This window comes from Geodermatophilus sp. SYSU D00700 (assembly GCF_054050255.1).
In genome coordinates this window covers 25686-46231 of record NZ_JBJGZA010000005.1, presented here as the reverse complement: position 1 = coordinate 46231, position 20546 = coordinate 25686, and the positions used below count along the sequence as shown (strand labels likewise).

Annotated in this window: 18 protein-coding genes; 10 read left to right on the top strand and 8 right to left on the bottom strand. The window is 75.5% G+C overall.

Features of this window, described 5'->3' with window-relative positions; genetic code table 11:
* Nucleotides 1–28: 28 nt before the first annotated feature.
* Both ACI79V_RS05855 and ACI79V_RS05850 read right to left on the bottom strand, forming a co-directional pair.
* On the bottom strand, nt 29–391 hold the full coding sequence (locus ACI79V_RS05855; RefSeq protein WP_456876843.1) for a carboxymuconolactone decarboxylase family protein: 363 nt from the start codon (nt 389–391) through the stop codon (nt 29–31).
* Between the two features lie 113 nt (nt 392–504).
* The gene (locus ACI79V_RS05850) at nt 505–1953 is read right to left on the bottom strand and encodes a DUF2252 domain-containing protein (protein ID WP_456887483.1); all 1449 of its coding nucleotides are present in this window, start codon (nt 1951–1953) and stop codon (nt 505–507) included.
* Between the two features lie 203 nt (nt 1954–2156).
* Here ACI79V_RS05850 and ACI79V_RS05845 point away from each other — a divergent pair, with 203 nt between their 5' ends.
* Nucleotides 2157–2549 carry an amphi-Trp domain-containing protein gene (locus ACI79V_RS05845; RefSeq protein ID WP_456887482.1) on the top strand — a complete coding sequence of 131 codons (393 nt, stop codon included), beginning with the start codon at nt 2157–2159 and terminating at the stop codon, nt 2547–2549.
* Between the two features lie 37 nt (nt 2550–2586).
* Here the strand turns inward: ACI79V_RS05845 and ACI79V_RS05840 are convergent, their stop codons facing one another.
* Nucleotides 2587–3072 (bottom strand): DUF1579 family protein, encoded by a 486-nt coding sequence (locus ACI79V_RS05840; protein ID WP_456887481.1) that lies wholly within the window; start codon nt 3070–3072, stop codon nt 2587–2589.
* A 129-nt stretch (nt 3073–3201) separates the two neighbouring features.
* Nucleotides 3202–4467, bottom strand: coding sequence for a multidrug effflux MFS transporter (locus tag ACI79V_RS05835; RefSeq protein WP_456887480.1), 1266 nt, complete (start codon nt 4465–4467; stop codon nt 3202–3204).
* Between the two features lie 168 nt (nt 4468–4635).
* Between ACI79V_RS05835 and ACI79V_RS05830 the strand changes: the two genes are divergently transcribed.
* Nucleotides 4636–5670: a quinone oxidoreductase family protein gene (locus ACI79V_RS05830; protein WP_456887479.1), complete on the top strand. Its 1035-nt coding sequence runs from the start codon at nt 4636–4638 to the stop codon at nt 5668–5670.
* On the opposite strand, the gene ACI79V_RS05825 is transcribed toward ACI79V_RS05830, so the two are convergent.
* A complete protein-coding gene (locus ACI79V_RS05825; protein WP_456887478.1) occupies nt 5600–6520 on the bottom strand; it encodes a helix-turn-helix domain-containing protein in 921 nt (306 codons plus the stop codon). The genes ACI79V_RS05830 and ACI79V_RS05825 overlap by 71 nt on opposite strands.
* Before the next feature lie 41 nt (nt 6521–6561).
* Here ACI79V_RS05825 and ACI79V_RS05820 point away from each other — a divergent pair, with 41 nt between their 5' ends.
* Nucleotides 6562–7401, top strand: coding sequence for a phytanoyl-CoA dioxygenase family protein (locus ACI79V_RS05820; protein ID WP_456887477.1), 840 nt, complete (start codon nt 6562–6564; stop codon nt 7399–7401).
* A gap of 182 nt (nt 7402–7583) precedes the next feature.
* On the opposite strand, the gene ACI79V_RS05815 is transcribed toward ACI79V_RS05820, so the two are convergent.
* Entirely contained in the window at nt 7584–7841 is a 258-nt protein-coding gene (locus ACI79V_RS05815; RefSeq protein ID WP_456887476.1) for a hypothetical protein, read from the bottom strand.
* Nucleotides 7842–8278: 437 nt separating this feature from the next.
* On the opposite strand from ACI79V_RS05815, the gene ftsH reads away from it, so the two are divergent.
* Nucleotides 8279–10357: an ATP-dependent zinc metalloprotease FtsH gene (gene ftsH, locus ACI79V_RS05810; protein WP_456887475.1), complete on the top strand. Its 2079-nt coding sequence runs from the start codon at nt 8279–8281 to the stop codon at nt 10355–10357.
* Nucleotides 10358–10385: 28 nt separating this feature from the next.
* On the opposite strand, the gene ACI79V_RS05805 is transcribed toward ftsH, so the two are convergent.
* On the bottom strand, nt 10386–11228 hold the full coding sequence (locus ACI79V_RS05805) for an ABC transporter permease (RefSeq protein ID WP_456876833.1): 843 nt from the start codon (nt 11226–11228) through the stop codon (nt 10386–10388).
* Nucleotides 11225–12220: an ATP-binding cassette domain-containing protein gene (locus ACI79V_RS05800; RefSeq protein ID WP_456887474.1), complete on the bottom strand. Its 996-nt coding sequence runs from the start codon at nt 12218–12220 to the stop codon at nt 11225–11227. The genes ACI79V_RS05805 and ACI79V_RS05800 overlap by 4 nt, the downstream gene beginning before the upstream one ends.
* Nucleotides 12221–12482: 262 nt before the next feature.
* Here ACI79V_RS05800 and ACI79V_RS05795 point away from each other — a divergent pair, with 262 nt between their 5' ends.
* The 6 genes from ACI79V_RS05795 (at nt 12483) to ACI79V_RS05770 (ending at nt 20484) form a co-directional block, all read left to right on the top strand.
* On the top strand, nt 12483–13907 hold the full coding sequence (locus ACI79V_RS05795; RefSeq protein WP_456877875.1) for a cytochrome ubiquinol oxidase subunit I: 1425 nt from the start codon (nt 12483–12485) through the stop codon (nt 13905–13907).
* A 2-nt stretch (nt 13908–13909) separates the two neighbouring features.
* The gene (gene cydB / locus ACI79V_RS05790) at nt 13910–14944 is read left to right on the top strand and encodes a cytochrome d ubiquinol oxidase subunit II (protein ID WP_456877874.1); all 1035 of its coding nucleotides are present in this window, start codon (nt 13910–13912) and stop codon (nt 14942–14944) included.
* Complete coding sequence (cydD, locus tag ACI79V_RS05785) at nt 14944–16602, top strand: thiol reductant ABC exporter subunit CydD (protein WP_456887473.1); 1659 nt, start codon at nt 14944–14946, stop codon at nt 16600–16602. The genes cydB and cydD overlap by 1 nt, the downstream gene beginning before the upstream one ends.
* On the top strand, nt 16599–18218 hold the full coding sequence (gene cydC, locus ACI79V_RS05780) for a thiol reductant ABC exporter subunit CydC (RefSeq protein WP_456887472.1): 1620 nt from the start codon (nt 16599–16601) through the stop codon (nt 18216–18218). Before cydD ends, cydC begins: the two co-directional genes overlap by 4 nt.
* 71 nt (nt 18219–18289) lie before the next feature.
* Nucleotides 18290–18745: an ester cyclase gene (locus tag ACI79V_RS05775; RefSeq protein ID WP_456887471.1), complete on the top strand. Its 456-nt coding sequence runs from the start codon at nt 18290–18292 to the stop codon at nt 18743–18745.
* 152 nt (nt 18746–18897) lie between these two features.
* Complete coding sequence (locus ACI79V_RS05770; RefSeq protein WP_456887470.1) at nt 18898–20484, top strand: M28 family peptidase; 1587 nt, start codon at nt 18898–18900, stop codon at nt 20482–20484.
* Nucleotides 20485–20546: the final 62 nt, after the last annotated feature.

Here is a 20546-nt window from a genome sequence, read left to right as displayed (position 1 = left end):
ATCCCGGATCGGCGCCCGCGGTGCGGGGTCAGGACGTGCGCTGCTCGGGGATGGCCTCGGCCAGGGCCTCCGCGCCCGCGATGGCGCGCAGGATGTTGCCGGCCGCGGCGGTGATCCGCGGGGTCCCCACCAGCGGGGCGATGGCGACCAGGACCGCCTGGGCCTGCTCGACCGTCACGTCGGTGTCCGCGGCCATGCCGAGGGTGACCGCGTAGGAGGCGGGCGGGGCGTCCATGGCGACGAGCACGGCCAGGCGGACGAGCAGGTAGGTGTCGGCGTCCAGCCCGGAGCGGTCGAGCGCGTCCAGGTTCATGGCGAGGACGGTCTCGAGCACCGGGGCGTCGCCGCGGGCGAGGCCGTCGAGGGTGGCGTCGGGGGTGGTCTGGGTCATGGCTCCTCCTGAGGTGGGGACCGGCGGCGTCCAGCGTCGGCAGACCGGGGCCGCCGGGCCTCCTCCCGTCCGGACGATGTGGCCGGCGGGGCGCGCGGCGGGGCGGGGCCCGCTCAGACGTCGCGCTGCACGGGCACCCGGCCCGCGGCGGCGGCCTCGGCCAGCTGCCGGTGGTCGCCCTCGGTGACGTCGGCGCACGCCTCCGCGTAGTCGGCGAGCGCGTGCTCGAACGCCGGCGAGGAGCCCAGGTAGCCGGCGATCGCGATGCGGTCGCCGGTCCGGGCGTGCGCCCGGGCCAGGCACCAGGCGCAGACCGAGCCGAGGATCTGCAGCCCCTCGGGGCGCAGGTCGCCGAGCTCGACCGACCCCTTCCAATCCCGCAGCTGCCGGAGGTAGAAGTCCCGCTCGACGCCGTCGACGCCGGCGGTGCGCTCCCAGCCGAGGAAGACGTCGCTGGCCTGTTGCATCAGGTGCTGGCCGGCCACCACCCGCTCGCCCTGGTGGGTGTACTGGCTGGGCCCGACGAACTCGGCGTGCACCGACGGGCCGGCCTCCTTGACCTGGAGCAGCAGCGGGTCGTCGTCGTCGCGCCCGACGAGCAGGACCACCCAGCAGCGGGTGCCCACGCTGCCCACCCCGACGACCTTGCGGGCCATGTCGACGAACGCGTACCGCTCCAGCAGGGTGCGGCGGTCGACCTGCAGCGTGCTCCGGTACAGCCGGATCAGGCCGTGGAAGGCGCGGGCCGGGTCCGGGCCCTCCGCCCCGGGCAGGAGGTCGCGCAGCGGCACCAGCAGCGGGGGCTCGGCCTTGATCCGCAGCCGGCCGTCGACCAGCTCGGTGAGCTTGCCGAAGGCCTGGAGGCTGTCGCGGGTCCGCGCCCGCTCGAGCGCGCGGGCCAGCCGCTTGCGCGCGCCCGGCCCGAGCTGCGGGATCAGGTCGCGCTGCAACGCCTCGGCGTCGAGGCCGGCGTACCAGACCTCGATGTCCCGCTGCGCCGCGAACTCCGCCATCGCCGTCCGGTACCGCGCGCCGGCGGCGACGGTGACCGCCCGCCGCTGCTTGCGCGACAGGCCGTTCTCCCGGCCGGCGAGCTCCAGGCTGGCGACCAGCCGCTGGACGTCGTGCTCGAACGGGCCCGGCAGGGTCTCGTCGAAGTCGTTGGTGTCGAACACCAGCCGGCGCTCCGGTGAGCCGTACAGGCCGAAGTTGGCCGCGTGCGCGTCGCCGCACATCTGCACGGTCAGGCCCGACCGCGACGCCCCGGCCTGGTCGGCGGCCATGACCCGGGCGGCGCCGCGGTAGTAGGCGAACGGGGACTGCAGCATCCGCCCGTAGCGGATCGGCACCAGCTCGGGCACCCGGTCGGCGGCCTGCTCCACGAGCAGGGTGAGGGGGTCGCGGGTGCGCGTGGCCCGGGGGGACTCGGCGAGCGCGGCCAGGGGTGCGCCGGCGCGCAGCGCCTTGCCCGCGGCCTTCCGTTCCTGCGGGGTGGGCCGGGCGGGCGGGGCCGCGGCCCGCACCGCGCCGTCGTCGAGGGCGACCGCGGTCCGGTTGAGCACGGCGCTGCCACCTCCCCGGCGGGCGTGGCGGGTGGGGGTCGTGGACCCGGCTGCTCGGCGTCCGGCTGCACCTGTCCTCATGGCGCGACCGTGCCGGGCGGGTGCGCCGGCGGCCTCACCCGGCGGGGATGAGGTCGCCGGGCGCCGGGCGCGGGACCCTCGGCGCCGCGGCGCGCGGCGTGCGCGGAGGAACGGAGGAGCCCGTGTCGGACGTGAAGATCGAGCAGGAACGGACGCTGAGCCGTCCGGAGATCGCCCGCTTCCTGGCGGCGCTGGCGGAGGGGCTGGGGTCCGACGACGGCGAGGTCACCGTCGAGCTGGGCGACACCACCCTGGAGCTGACGGTGGCCGACCGGCTCCGCTGCGAGCTCGAGGTGGAGGTCGACGGCGACGAGATCGAGCTGGAGCTGGAGCTGAAGTGGGCCGTCCCCGGCCGGGCTACCGCGGCACCGCCGCAGGACGGGTCCGACGAGGCGCGGTCGGAGCAGGACCGCGCGCCGGCGGCCGAGGGCTCGGCTGCGGCGGGCACGCCCGGTCCGCGGAAGGCGCCGGAGAGCCGGACGCGGCAGGAGAAGCGCCGCCCGTCCCCGGCCTGACCTCGCCGGCCCGACCCCGCGGCGCCGGACCGGCCGCTCACCCGCCGTCGTCGACGCGGATCTCCGTGGCCCGGTAACCGCCGCCGGGCCACTCCCAGCGGCCGTCGACGGTGCCGGCGGCGCGGTCGATGGTGCCGTGGAAGCGGGCGGGGGAGTCCTTGGCCCCGTGCCAGACGGTGAGGTCGTCGCCCTCAATCTGCCAGGAGTACTCGAGCGCGAAGGAGCAGTACGGGCCGGGCCCCTCGTTGCTGAAGAACATCGACCGCAGCGTCTCCTGCGCGTGGTCGTAGCCGATGTACTCGGCGCCCTCGCGCTCGTCGCCGTCGATCCGCATCTGCTGCACGAGGAAGTGGCCGCCCTCGAGCCAGCGTCGCGTCACCGTGCCGGTGAACGCGCCGCTGCCGTCGAGGTCGCTGCCCTCCAGCCGCCACGTGCCCACGAGCACGTCGAGGTCGCGCAGCCGCGGGTGGGGCTCGGGGGCCCGGGGCCCGCCGGCCTGGTCGGTGCGGTCGGTCTCGGCCATGGCGGCGGTCCTCTCGGGAGGGACGGAACGGGGTCCTCGGGTACTCAGACCGCCCCGCCGGGCCGGAGTCATCGCCGTGTCGTCGTCCCGGCCACCCGGCCGCGCTCGTGCGCGCGGCCGGGCCGCCGCTCAGTGGGCGACGGCGACCGCCGGGGAGTCGCCCAGCTCGGTCAGCCGCCACGGCCGGACGACGACGCCGAGCACCCCGATGGCCAGGACCAGGCCGCCCACCATGGTGAGCGCCATCGCCGTGGCGTCGTTGCCGAGCAGGCCGACGAGCGGGGAGACCGCGGCGCCGATGCCGAACTGGACCGCGCCCAGCAGGGCGGCCGCGGAGCCCGCGGTCTCGCCGTGCGCGGCCAGCGCGAGCGCCGGGGCGTTGGGCAGCGCCAGCCCGATGGCGGCGAGCACGGCCCACAGCGGGACGACCACGCCGGCGAGCCCGCCGGTCCCGGTGACCGCCAGCGCCAGCAGCACCAGCGCGGCGACCGCACCGGCCGACATCGCGGCGGACAGGAGCTGCGCCGGCGACCACCGGCGCAGCAGGACCGGGTTGAGCTGGGTCGCGCCGATCAGCCAGAAGGCGCCCGCGCCGAACAGCATCCCGAACTGCTGCTCGTCGAGGCCGAACTGCCGCTGGTAGACGAAGGAGGACCCGGAGACGTAGCTGAACAGCCCGGCCATGGTCAGCCCGGCCACCACCACCAGCCCCACGTACACCCGGTCCCGGAGCAGCCCCCGGTAGGTGCGCAGGACCCCGGCGACGCCGCCGGTCACGCGGCGGGCCGGCGGCAGGGTCTCCGGGACGACGAGCGCGCCGACGACGAGCAGGAGCAGCCCGTAACCCGCGAGGACGACGAACACCCCGCGCCACGAGGTGATCCGCAGCAGCTCGCCGCCGATCGTCGGGGCGAGCACCGGGGCGGCGCCCATGACGAGGAACAGCCGCGACAGCATGGCGGCGGCCGCCCGGCCCTCGAACAGGTCCCGCACGATCGCCATGGCGACCACCCCACCGGCGGCGCTGCCCACGCCCTGCAGGACCCGCAGCACCCCGAGCACCTCGACGGTCGGCGCGACGAGGACCAGCAGCGAGGCCACCACGTGCAGCGCGGTCCCCGCCAGCATCGGACGGCGGCGGCCCAGCGCGTCGGCGAGCGGCCCGATCACGAGCTGCCCGATCGCCAGCCCGGCCAGCGTGCCGGTCAGGGTCAGCTGGACCATCGGCGAGCTGGTGCGCAGGTCGGTGGCGATGGCCGGCAGCGCCGGCAGGTACATGTCGATGGTGAACGCGCCGACGGCGACGAAGGCGCCGAGGACGAGCACCAGCACCGCGCGGTGCGGCGTCTGGACCTCCGCGGGCACGGTGGTGCTGCGGTCGTGGGTGACGGTCACGGACTTCCCCCTGGGCGCGCGGCAGCGCCCCGTCTGGACTGTGGTTGCAGACGACAAGCGTTACCACCTACCGGCCATTCCACTCGCGAAGGCGCGGAGTCGTGTTCCCGTCGCAGATCACACTGTCGGGCCCCCGGGGAGGACCATCCCGGTGACACGACCGGATCGATGACGGGAGGCACCGTGCAGGCGGTGGTCGTCGAACGCACCGGTGGGCCCGAGGTGCTGCAGGTCCGCGACCTCCCCGACCCCGAGCCGGGGGAGGGGCAGGTCCTCGTCGACGTCGAGGCCGTGGGCGTGAACTTCCGCGACGTCTACGAGCGGGAGGGGCGCCCGCCCTACGGGGGCCGCCTGCCGGCGGTCGTGGGCGCGGAGGGGGCCGGCACCGTGGCCGGCACCGGCGAGCGGGTGGCCTGGCTCGACGTCCCGGGCAGCTACGCGACCCGCGTGGCCGCGCCGAGGGACAGGCTGGTCCCGGTACCCGACGGCGTGCCCGCCGAGCTGGCCGCCGCCGTGGTGCTGCAGGGCTGCACCGCCCAGTACCTGGCCGCCGACTCCTACCCGGTGTCCGAGGGCGACTGGGCGGTCGTGCACAGCGCGGCCGGCGGCGTCGGGCTCCTGCTTACGCAGCTGGTGCGCGCCCGGGGCGGGCACGTGCTGGCCACGGTGTCGACCGAGGACAAGGCCGTGCTGGCGCGGGGGGCCGGGGCCGACGACGTCGTCGTGGGCTACGCGGGGTTCCCCGAGCGGGTGCGCGAGCTCTCCGGCGGCGAGGGCGCGGCGGTGGTCTACGACGGCGTCGGGAGGGCGACGTTCGCCGCGGGGCTGACCGCGCTGCGGCCCACCGGCCGGATGGTCCTCTTCGGCGCCGCGAGCGGGCAGCCCGAGCCGCTGCCGCTGCAGCAGCTGGCGGCGCACGGGTCGCTGTACGTCCAGCGGCCGACGCTGGGGACCTACACCCGCACCCCGCATCTGCTCCGGGAGCGGGTCGGCGCCGTCCTGGACCTGGTCGCCTCCGGCCGGCTCGACGTGCGCATCGGCGGCCGTCACCCGCTGAGCGAGGCCCGGCGCGCGCACGAGGACCTGGAGGCGCGGCGGACCACGGGCAAGCTCCTGCTGCTGCCGTTGCGGCTCAGACAAGTTCCCGGCGCGCCAGCCGGCGCCGCCGCCAGGCCGCCGGCGGCTCGCCGACCTCGCGGGTGAAGGCGGCGTAGAAGCTGCTCGTGGAGCCGAAGCCGGCCCGCCGGGCGACGGCGTCGACGTCGGCCGTGGTGACCAGCAGCAGCCGCCGGGCCTCGGCGAGCCGGCAGCGCAGCAGGAACGCGGCCGGGGTGGTGCCGGTGACCGTGCGGAAGGCGGCGGTCGCCGTGGCCGGGTGCAGGTGCGCGGCGGCGGCGACCTCGGCGACGCCGATCGGCTCGCGGAACCGCGCCGCGACGAAGGCGGCCATCTGCGCCACCCGCCGCGCGTGCCGGTCAGGGGCGGGGCCCTCGTCCTCCGCCGGGCCCTCGTCCTCCGCCGGGCCCTCGTCCTGCGCCGGGTCCGGATCCGGGTCGAGCACCGACAGCCGCTCCAGCAGCGCGCGCACCTCCAGCCGGGCCGCGCGGGCCTCGGCCGGGACGCCGCCGGCCAGGTCGGCCGCCCAGCCGGCGAAGCGCGCGGCGTCGTCGGACCGGCCGGGCAGCACCCGCCGCTCGCCGCGCAGCAGCGCCGCGGTCAGCCGGCCCTCCACGTCCCACTCCAGCGCATCGGCCAGCGGCACGGTGAGCCAGCGGACCGCCGCGCCGTCCCCGGCGGCGCTCACCCGGTGGGGCAGCGCCCCCCACGCCACGACCAGCGTCCCGTCGGGCACCCGCACCCGCCGGCCCGCGTGCTCGTGCTCGACCCACCCGCCCACGGCCAGCGCGAGCTCGACGTCGTCGTGCCGGTGCGCGCGGCGCATCACCGGCCGGGTGCTCAGCCGGCAGGCCAGGCCGTGCTCCTCGTGCACCGGGCCGGCGAGCAGGGGCTCGGCCGGGGACCCGGCGCGGATCCGGGAAGCACCGCCGTCCATGCTGGGAGTCTCCCGCGCCGGCCCGGCCGAGCATCGGGGGCATGACGCCGTTGTCCCTGACCCCCGCCCAGGTCGCCCGGTTCGACGCCGAGGGGTTCCTCGTCCTGCGCGACCGCATCCCCGCCGACCTGCTCGCCCGGCTGCGCGCCGCCGCCGACCGGTGGACGTCGATGCCGCCCACCGGGGACCACCTGTTCACCGGCGGCGTGCTGTGGCGGGTCGACTACCTGCACGACAAGGGCGAGGACGCCTCGCTGGAGCTGCTCGGCAGCCCGGAGGTGCTCGGCATCGCCGAGTCGCTGGCCGGGCCGGACCTGGTGCCCACCTACGAGTCGCTCGTGGTCAAGGCCGAGGGCGCCGGCGCGCCCGTGCCGTGGCACCAGGACGCCGTGCACGCCCGGCGGCACCGGCTGTTCAACGTCGACGTCTACCTCGACGCCGCGCTGCCCGGGCAGGGCGCGCTGCGGGTGGTGCCCGGTTCGCAGCGGGCGCGCACCGACGCCTGCGGGCTGCGCGACGCCCACGGCTGGGACGTGCCCGCTGCGGTCGAGGTGCCGATGGCGCCCGGGGACGTCCTCGTCCACGACGACATGGTGGTGCACGGCTCGCCGCCCACCGCCGGCTCGCCGCTGCGGCGCACGGTCTACCTGGAGTTCCGCCCCGCCGCCTCGGTGCTCGAGGACGGCCCCTGGGACGACGAGTGGCTCGCCGCCCGGATGCGGCTGCTTCCCGCCGCCCTGGCCGCGCACGCCGCGGCCCGGCCGGCCGCGCCCCGGCACGACTGGCGCCCCTCGCCGCACCTGCGTCCCGGGGACGACGGCGTCGACCTGCGGGTGGCCCACGGCGCGCACACGCCGGGGGAGTGGTGCAGCGCGGGCTGACCGCTCACCGAGCGCGACCGGGACACGTCCTTCCGGTGCTCGCCCTGAGTGGGGTCAGCCGACCGGCGCACGGCGACCGGATCAGAGGCTGCCACCCGGCCTGGCGACATCATCCCCAGCGGGAGACACGCGATGTCAACGGCGCGATCGACTCGCATCGGTCCGGCAGTACGCCTGGCTCGTCACCGGGGCTTGTTGGGGACGTAATAGGTGAGACCGGCAGCCCCACCGAAGGCGACGAGGGCAGCGACCACCGCCGTCAGCCACTGACCTGCGGTGACCGAGTCGAAGCCGGTGTCCGCACCGCCCAGTGCGGTGAGGAGCGATGACAGGAATGCGAGGACCGCGCTGTAGATCGCGGCCACCCAGGCCTTGGCCGCCGTGGTCCGTCCCGGTCGGGTCGGATCGTGGGGTTGCGACACCTCGAGGGGTGCAGACATGACCACTCCTCTCCTGGACGTGCCGAGAGTCGTTGCCGATGGTCGTCATGGCGCGTCACCGACCTGTCACGGGTGCATCACCACCGGCTGTCGTCCGCTTGCGGTCCCCCATCGCGAGACGTCGTGCCGTTGCACCGGCGACTGCAGCTCTCCCCTCGGGCTCGACGAGACGGACCCGGCCTGCTGACCGGTGTCGCGGACCTGCGCGCAACGGGCGTGCACGTCGACGGCCTGGCCTGACCCCCCCGGGCGCGCGGGCGCCCGGTGTCGACCTGGTGCGGTCTCCCGGCCGCGGGGACCGCACCGGGTCGACACGGAGCGGGGCCCGGCCGGCGCACCCGAGCCCAGGGTCCTTCCCTGGCGCGAGCACTCCCGGTGCGGCGGCACGGTGGCCCCGATGGGGCGGACGAGGCTGCGCTCGACAGGGGAGGGTCCCGATGGCCGGTGCTGCGACACGGGGGGAGGCGGGCGCGCCGGAGGACGAGAGCACGCGCCGGTCGGGATCCTGGGCCCGGCTGCGCGGCCGCGACGACGGCGTGTCCCGCCGTCCCCCGCCGTGGCGCGTCGAGGGCATGCCCGACGACCGGGGCCGCCCGGCGGCGCAGCGCCCGCGGCTGGGCGCCCTGTGGGGGCTGGTGCTGGCCGCGCTGGCCGTCAACTGGATCATCGCGTCGGTCGCGATGGGCCCACCGCCGCGGGCCGCGGTCCCCTACACGTACTTCACCGACCAGCTGACCGCCGGCAACGTCGCGTCGGTGACCTCGACCGGGGACACCATCGAGGGGGAGTTCCGCACCGCCGTCGACCCGCCCGGCGGGGACGACGCCGCCCCGACGGAGCTGTTCACCACCCAGCGCCCGTCCTTCGCCACCGACGACCTGCTGGCCACGCTGGAGGCCCAGGACGTCACCGTCGACGCCGTCTCGCCGGACGCCGGCCCGCCGCTGTGGGTGCAGGTCGTCGTCGGCTTCGGCCCGACCCTGCTGCTGGTGGCGCTCCTGCTGTGGTTCCTGCGGCGGCGGGCGGCCTCCGGCGCCGGCGCGCTCGGCGGCTTCGGCCGGTCGAAGGCCACCCTCTACCGGCCCGACTCCGGGCGGCGGACGACGTTCACCGACGTCGCCGGGATCGACGCGGTCGAGCAGGAGGTGGGCGAGGTCGTCGACTTCCTGCGCGACCCCGGGCGCTACACCCGGCTCGGGGCGCGGATCCCGCGGGGCGTGCTGCTCTCCGGCCCGCCCGGCACCGGCAAGACCCTGCTCGCCCGGGCCGTGGCCGGCGAGGCCGGGGTGCCGTTCTTCTCCATCTCGGCCTCGGAGTTCATCGAGGCGATCGTGGGCGTGGGTGCCAGCCGGGTGCGCGACCTGTTCGCCCAGGCGAAGAAGGTGGCGCCCTCGATCGTGTTCATCGACGAGCTCGACGCCATCGGCCGGGCGCGGGGCGGGACGGCCACCACCGGAGGCGTCGACGAGCGCGAGCAGACGCTCAACCAGGTCCTCACCGAGATGGACGGGTTCCAGGGCAACCAGGGCGTGGTCGTGCTCGCCGCCACCAACCGGCCCGAGATCCTCGACCCGGCGCTGCTGCGGCCCGGCCGCTTCGACCGGCGGGTGACCGTCGGCCCGCCCGACCGCGCCGGGCGGCTGGAGATCCTCCGGGTGCACACCCGGGAGGTGCCGCTGGCGCCCGACGTCGACCTCGCCGCGGTGGCCGCCGCGACGCCCGGGATGGTCGGCGCCGACCTGGCCAACCTGGTCAACGAGGCGGCACTGCTGGCCGCGAAGAACCGCCGTGAGCAGGTCGCCGGCGCCGACCTCGCCGAGGCGCTGGAGAAGACCCTGCTGGGCACGGTGCGCGGCATCGTGCTCTCCCCGGAGGAGAAGCTCCGCACCGCCCACCACGAGGCGGGGCACGCGCTGCTCGGCATGCTCACGCCCGGCGCGGACCCGGTGCGCCGCGTGACGATCATCCCGCGGGGACAGGCCCTCGGGGTGACCGTGCAGACGCCGGAGGGCGACCGGTACGGCTACTCGGTGCGGTACCTGCGGGGCCGCATCGTCGGTGCGTTAGGCGGGCGGGCCGCCGAGGAGGTCGTCTACGGCGACGTCACCACCGGCGCCGCCGACGACCTCGAGCAGGTGACCCGGCTCGCCCGGCAGATGGTCGGCCGGTGGGGCATGTCACCGGCGGTGGGCCCGGTGGCGGTCCTGCCGCCGTCGGGGGACCAGCCCTTCGCCGCCGACGGCGCCGCCCCGGCGACGCGGGAACTCGTCGACGCCGAGGTGCGCCGGCTGGTCGAGGAGTGCTACGCCGAGGCGGTCGCGACGCTGCGGGCCAACCGGGAGCGGCTGGACCGGCTGGCCGCCGCCCTCCTCGAGCGGGAGACCCTCGAGGAGGACGAGGCCTACGTCGCCGCCGGGGTGCGCCCGGACAGCGCCCCGGCGGCCGTCGCCCGGGGGGAGACGCCGGCCGCCGGCCGGGCCCCCGGGCTGCCGGCCGACGTCGCCGCCGTGCGCTGACGCCGGGGCCCGGGGCCCCGGGCCCTCGTCAGTCCCGGGACCGGCGGCGGAACGCCGAGAGGGCCAGCGGCGCGAACAGCGCCGTGAGCAGCAGCGACCAGGCGATCGACACCAGGACCGGGTTCTGCAGCGGCCAGGCGGCGTCCGCGGGGGCGGGCAGGCCGTTGCCCCACAGCTCCCGGCAGGCCTGGGTCAGCGCCGAGACCGGGTTCCACTCGGCGATGGTGCGCAGCCAGGCGGGCATGCTCTCGGTCGGCGCGAACGTGTTGGCCACGAACGTCAGCGGGAACATGACGGTGAACATGAAGCCCTGCACGGCCTCCACGGTCCGCATCAGCGAGCCGACCCAGATCCCCAGCCAGATCATGGCGAAGCCGAACACCAGCAGCAGCAGGAACCCGAGGACGCCGTCGACGAGGCCGTTGCGGATCCGCCACCCGATGAGCAGGCCGGTCAGCGCCATGACGGCGACGCCGATGCTGGAGTGGATCAGGCTGGACAGGCTCCGCCCGACGAGCACCGCCGCCCGCGGGACCGGCAGGGACTTGAAGCGGTCGACGAACCCCTTCTGCAGGTCGTTGGTCAGCCCCATGGCGACGATGGCGGAGGAGAACACCATCGTCTGCACCATGATCCCGGGCAGCAGGAACTCCCGGTAGTTCGAGCCGGCCACGGCGATGGCGCCGCCGAACACGTAGGCGAACAGCAGCACGAACATCACCGACTGCACGGTGACGTCGAGCAGCATCTCCGGCATCCGCCGGATGTGGATCAGGTTGCGCCAGACGATCGTCGACGACGCCCGCAGCAGCGACGGCGGATGGATCTCCGGTCGGGCCGTGGCCCGGAGCGGGGTCTGGGTGGCGGTCACGACGCGGCTCCCTCGGTCTGGGCCCCCGTGGTGGTCTCTTCGGTGGTGGCCGACTCGGCGCGGTGCCCGGTCAGGTGCAGGAACACGTCGTCGAGGCTCGGCCGGGCCAGCCCGAGGTCGTCGAGCTCGATCCCGCTGTGCTCGAAGACCGCGGCGATCCGGGTCATGTCGCCCAGCCCGCCGGCCTGCGCGGTCAGCCGACGGCTGCCCGCCTCGACGTGCACCTCGGGGGAGTGGTCGCGCATCAGGGCGGCGGCCGCGTCGAGGTCGGCGGCGTGGGTCAGGGTGACCACGACGCTGGCCTGCCCGGCCTGGTCCTTGAGCTGGGTCGGGGTGCCGGCGGCGATGACGCGGCCCTTGTCGACCACCACGATCTCGTCGGCGAGGTGGTCGGCCTCCTCCAGGTACTGCGTGGTGAGCACCAGGGTGGTGCCCTCCTGCACGAGCTCGCGCAGCACCTCCCACAGCCCCGACCGGCTCTGCGGGTCCAGCCCGGTGGTGGGCTCGTCGAGGAACAGGATCGGCGGGGCCGCCAGCAGGCTCACCGCGAGGTCGAGCCGCCGGCGCATGCCCCCGGAGTAGGACTTCGCCGGCCGGTCGGCGGCCGCGGCGAGGTCGAAGCGCTCCAGCAGGTCGTCCGACGCCCGACGGACGTAGCCGCGGCCCAGGCCGTAGAGGCTGCCGATCAGCCGCAGGTTCTCGCGCCCGGTGAGGATCTCGTCGACCGTCGCCGCCTGACCGGTCAGGCCGATGCTGCGGCGGACCGCCTCGGGCTGCTCCCGGACGTCGAACCCGGCCACCCGGCCGGTGCCGCTGGTGGGCACGCTGAGCGTGGTCAGCATCCGCACCAGCGTGGTCTTGCCGGCGCCGTTGGGGCCGAGCAGCCCCAGGACCGTCCCCGTGGGGACGACGAAGCTCACGCCGTCGACGGCGCGGTTGTCTCCGAAGTGCTTGGTCAGGTCGATCGCCTCGACCGCGGGTGGGACGTTCATACCGCCTCCTGGTCCCGGGGTGCCGTCGGTCGCGCGGAGGGGGGTTCCGGCGGGGTCACCCCGACAGCATGGGACCTGCAGTGCACCTGAGGGCAACGACATTTCCCGGTGACCGCCGGCCCGCCCCGCGGCCGGTCCGGCCGCTCGCGCTGCACCCCAGCCGGTTGCGTGCAATCGTCGTCCCCGGACGGCCGGTACCCCTCGGCGTGACGACCCCGCGCCACCTGATCGCCCGGCCTCCGGACGTCGAGGTGGTGCCCGCGTGGACGTGGTCGAGCTCTCCCGCTTCCAGTTCGCCTCGACCAGCATCTTCCACTTCTTCTTCGTCTCGCTGACCGTGGGCCTGGCGTTCCTCATCGCGGTCATGGAGACCATCGCCTACCGCCGGTCGGACCGGCGCGAGGTCTACGGGAAGATGACCAACTTCTTCGGTCACCTCTTCCTCATCAACTTCGCCGTCGGCGTGGTGACCGGCATCGTGCAGGAGTTCCAGTTCGGGATGAACTGGAGCCAGTACTCCTACTTCGTCGGCAACATCTTCGGGGTCCCGCTGGCCCTCGAGGTGCTCATGGCCTTCTTCCTCGAGAGCACCTTCATCGGGTTGTGGTGGTTCGGCAAGGACCGGCTCAAGCCGTGGATGCGGCTGGCCAGCATCTGGCTGGTCGCCATCGGCACCCAGATCAGCGCCTTCTGGATCGTGCTGGCCAACGCCTGGATGCACCACCCGGTCGGCTACGAGGTCGTCGACGGGCAGGCCCGGCTCACCGACTTCGCCGCCGTCGTCTTCAACTACAAGGCCTGGCTGTACTTCGCCCACGTCCAGGGCAGCGCCTGGGTGGTCGCGGCCTTCTTCGTGCTGGGCATCAGCGCCTACCACCTGCTGCGGAGGCAGGACCCCGACGTGTTCTCCCGGGCGCTGCGGATCGGGTTGGTCTTCGCCGCCGTCGGCACCGTCTTCTCGGTGTTCAGCGGGCACACCGCGGCCCAGGTGTCCCGGGAGGACCAGCCGATGAAGTTCGCGGCCATGGAGGCGCAGTGGGAGACCTCGGACTCCCCGGCGCCGTGGTCGCTGATCGCCGTCATCGACCAGACGGCCCGGGAGAACTCGTTCAGCCTCGAGATCCCCTACGTCGGCTCGATCCTGGCCTACAACAGCCTCGAGGGCCGCTACGAGGGCATCAACCAGCTCGAGGAGGAGTACGACGCCGCCTACGGCGAGGACGACTACACCCCGCCGGTGGCCTGGGTGTACTGGTCCTTCCGGATCATGGTCGCCATCGGGTCGCTGCTGCTGGCGACGGCGTTCCTCGGGCTCTTCCTGTGGTGGCGGCGCAAGCGGGGGCTCGACAGCACCCGCTGGTTCCTCCGGGCGCTGGTGTGGTTCATCCCGCTGCCCTGGATCGCCAACTTCACCGGGTGGATCGTCACCGAGATGGGCCGCCAGCCGTTCATGGTCTACGGCGAGCTCACCGTCACCGAGGGCGTGAGCGCCAACACCGCCGGGGAGGTGCTCGCCGGCCTGGTCGGCCTGTGGGCGGTCTACCTCGCCCTCATCGGGCTCGACGTCTACCTGCTCAGCGTCACCGCCCGCGCCGGCATCCACCGCAAGCCCGAGGCCCAGCTGGTCTCCGCGCCGGCCCCGGACTACGAGGGCGCCGGGTTCCAGGGGTACGAGAAGAGGGACTGACGGTGGACCTCGTCACGCTGTGGTTCTGGCTGATCGCGCTGACGTTCACCCTCTACTTCTTCCTGGAGGGCTTCGACTTCGGCGTCGACATCCTGCGGCCGACGCTGGCGCGCACCGAGGCCGAGGAGCGGGCGCTCACCGGCACCATCGGGCCGTTCTGGGACGGCAACGAGGTCTGGGTCATCGCCGCCGCCGGGCTGATGTTCTCCACCTTCCCGCTCTGGTACGGCGCGGTCTTCAGCGGCATGTACCCGCTGTTCGTGCTCATCCTGCTGGCGCTGCTGCTGCGCGGGGTGTCCTTCGAGTACCGCAACCAGGTCGACAGCGAGCGCTGGCGCTCCTTCTGGGACTGGATGTCCTTCGGCGGCAGCGTGGTCCCCTCGTTCCTGTGGGGCGTGATCATGGCCAAGCTCATCGAGGGGCTGCCGGTGAACGCCGAGGGGCGCGTCGAGGGCGGTTTCGCGGCGATGTTCACGCCGTTCTCGATCGTCGGCGGCGTCACCACGCTGCTGCTGTTCATGCTGCACGGCGCCAACTTCCTGCTGCTGCGCCTGCACACCGACACCGTGCTCTACCGGCGGGCCCGCCGGGCCGCGTTGCGCTGGGGGGCGCTGGCCACCGTGGCGATCGTGGGCTTCGTCGTCATGGGGTACGTCACCGAGGACCTGTTCGAGGACTTCGGCGTCGTGCCGTGGGCCTTCCCGGTCGCGGCGTTCCTCACCCTGGCCAGCATCTGGTGGGCGCTGGTGCGGCGCCGCGACGTCCTGGCGTTCACGATGAGCGGCCTGACCGTCCTGTTCGCCACCGTCACGGTGTTCATCGCGCTCTACACCCGCGGTGAGGTGCTGCCCTCGACGCTGCGGGCGGAGTACGGGCTCACCCTCGAGGAGTCGGCGGCCCAGGACTACACGCTGGTCCTGATGACCTGGGTCGGCGCGATCTTCCTGCCGCTGATCATCGGCTACCAGATCTGGAACTACTACGTCTTCCGCGAGCGGGTGCGCCCCGACGAGGGCGCGCTCAGCCACGGCTACTGATGGACCGCGGACCCACCGGCCGCCTGCTGGCGCTGCCCGCGTCACGCCGGCTGGTCGCCCTGTGCGCCGTGCTCGGAGTGCTGGTCTGGGCGCTGCTGGTGGTGCAGTGGGCCCTGGTGGCCGCGGTCGTCAGCGCGGTGGCCACCGGCGCGGCGACGCCGGCGCAGACGTCCGGCGCCCTCGCCGGCGTCCTCGCCGCCTGGGGCGCCCGCGCCGGGCTGGCCGGGCTCCGCGACCGCGCCGCGGTCCGCACCTCGGCGCGGGTCCGGCGCGAGCTGCGCGCCGCGCTGCTGCGCAAGCTCCTCGTCCTCGGCCCCGCCGCCGCGGCGGGGGAGCGTGCGGGCGAGTTGGTCACCACGGTCACCGAGGGCGTGGGCCGGCTCGACGGCGTCCTCGGCCGGTACCTGCCGGGTGCGGCGACGGCGGCCGTCGTCCCGCCGCTGGTGGCCGCCACCGTGCTCGTGCTCGACCCGGCCAGCGGCGGCCTGCTGCTGCTCACCGGCCCGCTGGTCCTGGTCTTCCTGTGGCTGACCGGCACGCTCGCCGCGCGGTCCGCCCGCGCCTCGTGGGAGACCCTCGCCCAGCTGGGCGCGGTCCTGGTGGACACGCTGCGGGTGCTGCCCACGCTGGTCGCCTACGGCCGGGCCCGCGGCAGCGCCCGCTGGCTGACCGGGGTCAGCGAGGCCCACCGCCGGAACACGATGCGGGTGCTGGGCACCGCGTTCCTCTCCGGCTTCGTGCTCGAGCTCGGCGCCGTGCTCTGCACCGCGCTGGTCGCCGTCACCGTGGGGGTGCGGCTGTTCCAGGGCGGGCTGGACCTCGAGCGCGCGCTGCTGGTCCTGCTGCTCACCCCGGAGTTCTTCGCCCCGCTGCGCGCCCTGGGCGCCGACCGGCACGCGAGCCTGGAGGGCCGGCCGGCCGCCGAGCGGGTGTTCGCGCTGCTCGACACCCCCGCGCCCGCCCGTGGCACCCGCCCGGTCCCGCCCGGCGTGCCGCACCTCGCGCTGCTCGGTGTCACCGTCCGCTACGGCGACCGGGTGGCCCTCGACGGCGTCGACCTCGACCTGCCGCCGCTGTCCCGGACGGCGCTGGTCGGGCCCAGCGGCGCCGGCAAGACCACCGCCGTCCGGCTGCTGCTCGGGTTCCGCGCCCCCGACGCCGGCGCCGTGCTCGCCGACGGCGTCCCGCTGTCCGAGCTGGACCCCGACGCCTGGCGGGCGCGGGTGGCCTACGTCCCGGAGCGGCCGTGGCTGTCGCCGGGCACCGTCGCCGACAACGTGCGGCTGGGCCGCCCGGGCGCCGGCGACGCGGAGGTCGAGCAGGCGCTGCACCGGGCGGGGCTGCTGGACCTGGTCGCCCGGCTGCCGCAGGGCAGCGCCACGCCGCTGGGCGAGGACGCCGCGCGGCTGTCCGGCGGCGAGCGGGTGCGGCTGGCGCTGGCCCGCGCGTTCGTCAAGGACGCCCCCGTGCTGGTCCTCGACGAGCCCACCGGGCAGCTCGACGCGGCCACCGAGTCGGCGGTGCTGGCCGCCCTGGACGACCTCGCCCGCGGGCGCACCGTCGTCACCGTCACCCACCGGACGGCGCCGCTGGCCCTGCACGACCGGGTCGTGGCGCTCGACGGCGGGCGGGTGCGGGAGCCGGCGGTGCCGCGGTGAGGGAGACGCTGGCGCTGCTGCACGGGCCGCGCACCGCCCTCGCCGTCGCCCTCGGCGCTCTCACCGTGCTGTGCGGCGCGGCGCTGCTGGCGGTGTCCGGTGCGTTGATCACCGGCGCGGCGCAGCGGCCCTCGACCCTGCTGGTCCTCATGCCGCTGATCACCGGGGTCCGCCTGTTCGGGCTGTCCCGGGCGGCGCTGCGCTACACCGAGCGGCTGGTCACGCACGACGTCACGCTGCGGATGGTCACCGCCGTGCGCGCCCGGGTGCTCGAGCGGCTGGTCCCGCTCGCGCCGGCCGCGCTCACCGGCGTCCGCGGCGGCGAGCTGCTGTCGCGGGTGCGGGCCGACGTCGACGAGCTGCAGGGCGTCGTCGTCCGGCTCGTCGCCCCCGCCGGCGTCGCCGTCCTGGCCGGGGGCACCGCGGTCGTCCTCACCGCCCTGGTCTCGCCGGCCACCGCCGCCGTGCTCGCCGGCCTGCTCGTCCTCCTCGGGGTCGTCGTGCCCGTGGTGGCCGCCCGTGCCGGGCGCCGCGCCGCGCTGGCCGCCGCCCGCGCCGACGCCGACGTGGCCGCCGACACCCTGGACCTGGTCCGCGGCCTGGCCGACACCCTCAGCGGCGACGGCGGCGCCACGGCGCTGCGCACCCTCGACGGTCACCTGGACCGGCAGGAGGAGGCGCAGCGCGCGTCGGCCCGGCTGGCCGCGGTCACCACCCTGTGCCGGGAGGGCGTGCCGGGGCTCGGGCTCGTGGCGGCGCTGTGGCTGGTGGGCGCCGACGTGGCCGCGGGGGACACCGGCCCGCTGCTGCTGGCCGCTTGCGCGCTCGGGGTGCTCGGCGCCTTCGAGGCGGTGGGCGGGCTGGGCGCGGCCTGGAGCGCCGCGGGCGGGATCCGCGCGGCGGCCGGCCGCGTGCAGGACCTCGCCGCCCGGCGCCCCGCCGTCGCCGACCCGGCCGAGCCGTTGCCGCTGCCGGCGGGCTCCGCGCTGCGGTTCGAGGGCGTCTCGCTGACCCATCCCGGCGCCGTCCGCCCAGCGCTGCGCGGGGTCGACCTCGCCGTGCCCGACGGCGCCAAGGTGGCCCTCACCGGCGGGAGCGGCGCCGGCAAGAGCACCGTGCTGGCGCTGGCGGTGCGCGCGCGGGACCCCGACACCGGCCGGGTCACCCTCGGCGGCACCGACCTGCGCCGGCTCCCGCTCGAGGGCGTCCGGTCCCGCCTGGCCTGGAGCGCGCAGGCGCCGCAGGTGCTCGGCGGCACGCTCGCCGGGAACCTCCGCCTCGGCCGGCAGGACGCCACCGACGAGGAACTGCTCGCCGTCCTGGCCGACGTCGGCCTCGGGTCCCTCGCCACGACGCCGGGTCTCGACGGCTGGGTGGGGGAGGGCGGCGAGCGGCTCTCGGCCGGTGAGCGCGCCCGGGTGGGGCTGGCGCGGGCGCTGCTCAGCCGCGCCGACGTGCTGCTGCTCGACGAGCCCACCGCCCACCTCGACCCCGCGCTGACCGGGCGGGTGCTCGACCTGCTCGCCCGCGAGCCGCGCACCGTGCTGCTGGTGACGCACGACCCCGCGGCCCTCGACGGCCGGTGGCAGGTGGTCACCCTCGACGCCCCGGCCTGAACACGTCACCACCCGACCGCCGGGCACCGGCGCCCCTGGTGCCGGGTCCGGCCCGGGACGACCATGGCGCGATGGCATCCCCGACAGCCTTCGACGTCGACCGGCTGCTGCGCCTGTGGACCGACCCGCTGCCCGACGGCCCGGCCGCGGAGGAGGCCTTCCGCGCCCTCTACACCGACCCGGTCACCGTCAACGGGCACCCGCTGACCGCTGCCGACCTGGTCGCCCGCGCCCGGGCGGTACAGGCCACCTTCGCCGACGCCGAGCGGGAGGTGGTCTCCCTCGTCGAGGACGGCGAGCGGGTCGCGGTGGCCTTCCGCATGCGCGGGCGGCACGTGGGCCCGCTGCACACCGCGGCCGGGGTGCTGCCGCCCACCGGCCGGCACCTGGAGCTGCGGGTCGTGGACGTGCTCACGCTGGCCGGCGGCCGGATCACCGAGGTCTTCATGGTCGCCGACGAGCTGGGCGCGCTGGCCGCCGTCGACGCCGTCCGGTTCGAGCCCGCGGGCTGGTCCGCGGGCCGCTGACGGGTGCGGCCGGGCGGCCGACACGCCGCGTGAGCGACCGGACTCGCCGTGCAGCCCTTTCCCCGGCAGCGCGCTGACCTCTAGGTTCCCTCCGCCTCACCGTCCGCGGCCCCTGCCGCGGGCGGCTTCAACGACGAAGGAGGACCTCCCGGATGACCCGTTCCCGCATGGTGACCGGCGGGCTCGCCACCGTGACCGCGCTCAGCGTGACCACGGTGCTGGGCATGTCGTCGGCGTTCGCCGTCCCGAACAACAACTCGGCCGAGAAGCTGACCAGGGCCGTCACCGCCGAGGGGGTGCTCGACCACATCGAGGCCCTCCAGGGCGTCGCGGACGCCAACGGCGGCGACCGTGCCGCGGGCCGGCCCGGTTACGAGGCGAGCGTCGACTACGTCGTCGAGCAGCTCAGGGCGGCCGGGTACGACCCGGAGGTCCAGGAGTTCCCGTTCACCTACGCCGAGGAGAACTCGGCGCTGGTGCGGACCTCGGCACCGGCCCGGACGTTCGTCGAGGGCGTCGACTTCGTGCGGAACACCTTCGACACCGGCAGCCCCGAGGGCACCGCGACGGGCACCCTGGTCCCGGTCGAGCCGGGTGGCACGACCGCCGGCTGCGAGGCGACGGACTTCCCGGGCACCACCGCCGGTTCCATCGTCCTCATCCAGCGCGGCGGCTGCGGCTTCGCCGTCAAGGCGACCAACGCCCAGGCCGCCGGGGCCGCCGGCGTCGTGATCTGGAACAACACGACCGGCCTGGTCAACATGATCGGCGCCGCGCCCGGGCTCACCATCCCGGTCGTCTTCGCCACCATCGAGGCCGGCACCGACCTCGCGGCCACCCCGGGCGCCACGGTCACCGTCACCGTCGACTACGCGGCCGAGCAGCGCACCACCTACAACGTCATCGCCCAGACCCGCAGCGGCCGCACCGACAACGTCGTCATGGCCGGTGCGCACCTGGACTCGGTGCAGGAGGGCGCGGGCGTCAACGACAACGGCTCGGGCAGCGCCGCGCTGCTGGAGACCGCGATCCAGATGCAGAAGGTCAAGCCCAACAACGCCGTCCGGTTCGCCTGGTGGGGCGCGGAGGAGGAGGGCCTGCTCGGGTCGGAGTACTACGTCGACCAGCTGAGCGACGAGGAGATCGCCGACATCGGTCTCTACCTCAACTTCGACATGATCGCCTCGCCCAACTACACGACCGGCATCTACGACGGCGACAACTCCGGCGGCACGGCGGCTCCGGGCTTCATCCCCGAGGGCTCCGCGCAGATCGAGGACGTGTTCGAGGGCTTCTACACCTCCCGCGGCCTGCCGTTCGTGGACTCGGAGTTCTCCGGGCGGTCGGACTACGGGCCCTTCATCGCGGTCGGCATCCCCTCCGGCGGGCTGTTCACCGGCGCCGAGGTGCCCAAGACCGCGGCCGAGGCCGAGATCTTCGGCGGGGTCGCCGGCGCGCAGAAGGACCCGTGCTACCACTCCGCCTGCGACAACCTCCGCGGTGAGGGCCAGGACGCCGCCCTGTACGCGCAGCTGGCCGAGGACTACCGGCTCGTGGGCAACGTCAACGTCGACGCCCTCGACCAGAACTCCGACGCGCTGGCCACCGCGATCATCACCTTCGCCTACGACACCTCCGCGGTGAACGGCGTGCCGCGGGCGCCGGGCCGGTCGCACGGTGCCGGCAACAGCGCGGACGCCGGTCACGACCACGACGCGGGGGTCGACGCCGCCGCCTGACCCCGGCCGGCCGCCCGCACCCCCCGGGCGGGAACCGGGAGCACACGAGCAGGCCCCCGGCG

Coding starts and splice junctions, on each gene's coding strand:
- ACI79V_RS05815 (WP_456887476.1), bottom strand. CDS start 7,841: ATGTCTGCACCCCTCGAGGTGTCGCAACCCCACGATCCGACCCGACCG.
- ACI79V_RS05830 (WP_456887479.1), top strand. CDS start 4,636: ATGACGGGAGGCACCGTGCAGGCGGTGGTCGTCGAACGCACCGGTGGG.
- ACI79V_RS05770 (WP_456887470.1), top strand. CDS start 18,898: ATGACCCGTTCCCGCATGGTGACCGGCGGGCTCGCCACCGTGACCGCG.
- ACI79V_RS05855 (WP_456876843.1), bottom strand. CDS start 391: ATGACCCAGACCACCCCCGACGCCACCCTCGACGGCCTCGCCCGCGGC.
- ACI79V_RS05775 (WP_456887471.1), top strand. CDS start 18,290: ATGGCATCCCCGACAGCCTTCGACGTCGACCGGCTGCTGCGCCTGTGG.
- ACI79V_RS05825 (WP_456887478.1), bottom strand. CDS start 6,520: ATGGACGGCGGTGCTTCCCGGATCCGCGCCGGGTCCCCGGCCGAGCCC.
- ACI79V_RS05840 (WP_456887481.1), bottom strand. CDS start 3,072: ATGGCCGAGACCGACCGCACCGACCAGGCCGGCGGGCCCCGGGCCCCC.
- ftsH (WP_456887475.1), top strand. CDS start 8,279: ATGGCCGGTGCTGCGACACGGGGGGAGGCGGGCGCGCCGGAGGACGAG.
- cydD (WP_456887473.1), top strand. CDS start 14,944: ATGGACCGCGGACCCACCGGCCGCCTGCTGGCGCTGCCCGCGTCACGC.
- ACI79V_RS05800 (WP_456887474.1), bottom strand. CDS start 12,220: ATGAACGTCCCACCCGCGGTCGAGGCGATCGACCTGACCAAGCACTTC.
- ACI79V_RS05820 (WP_456887477.1), top strand. CDS start 6,562: ATGACGCCGTTGTCCCTGACCCCCGCCCAGGTCGCCCGGTTCGACGCC.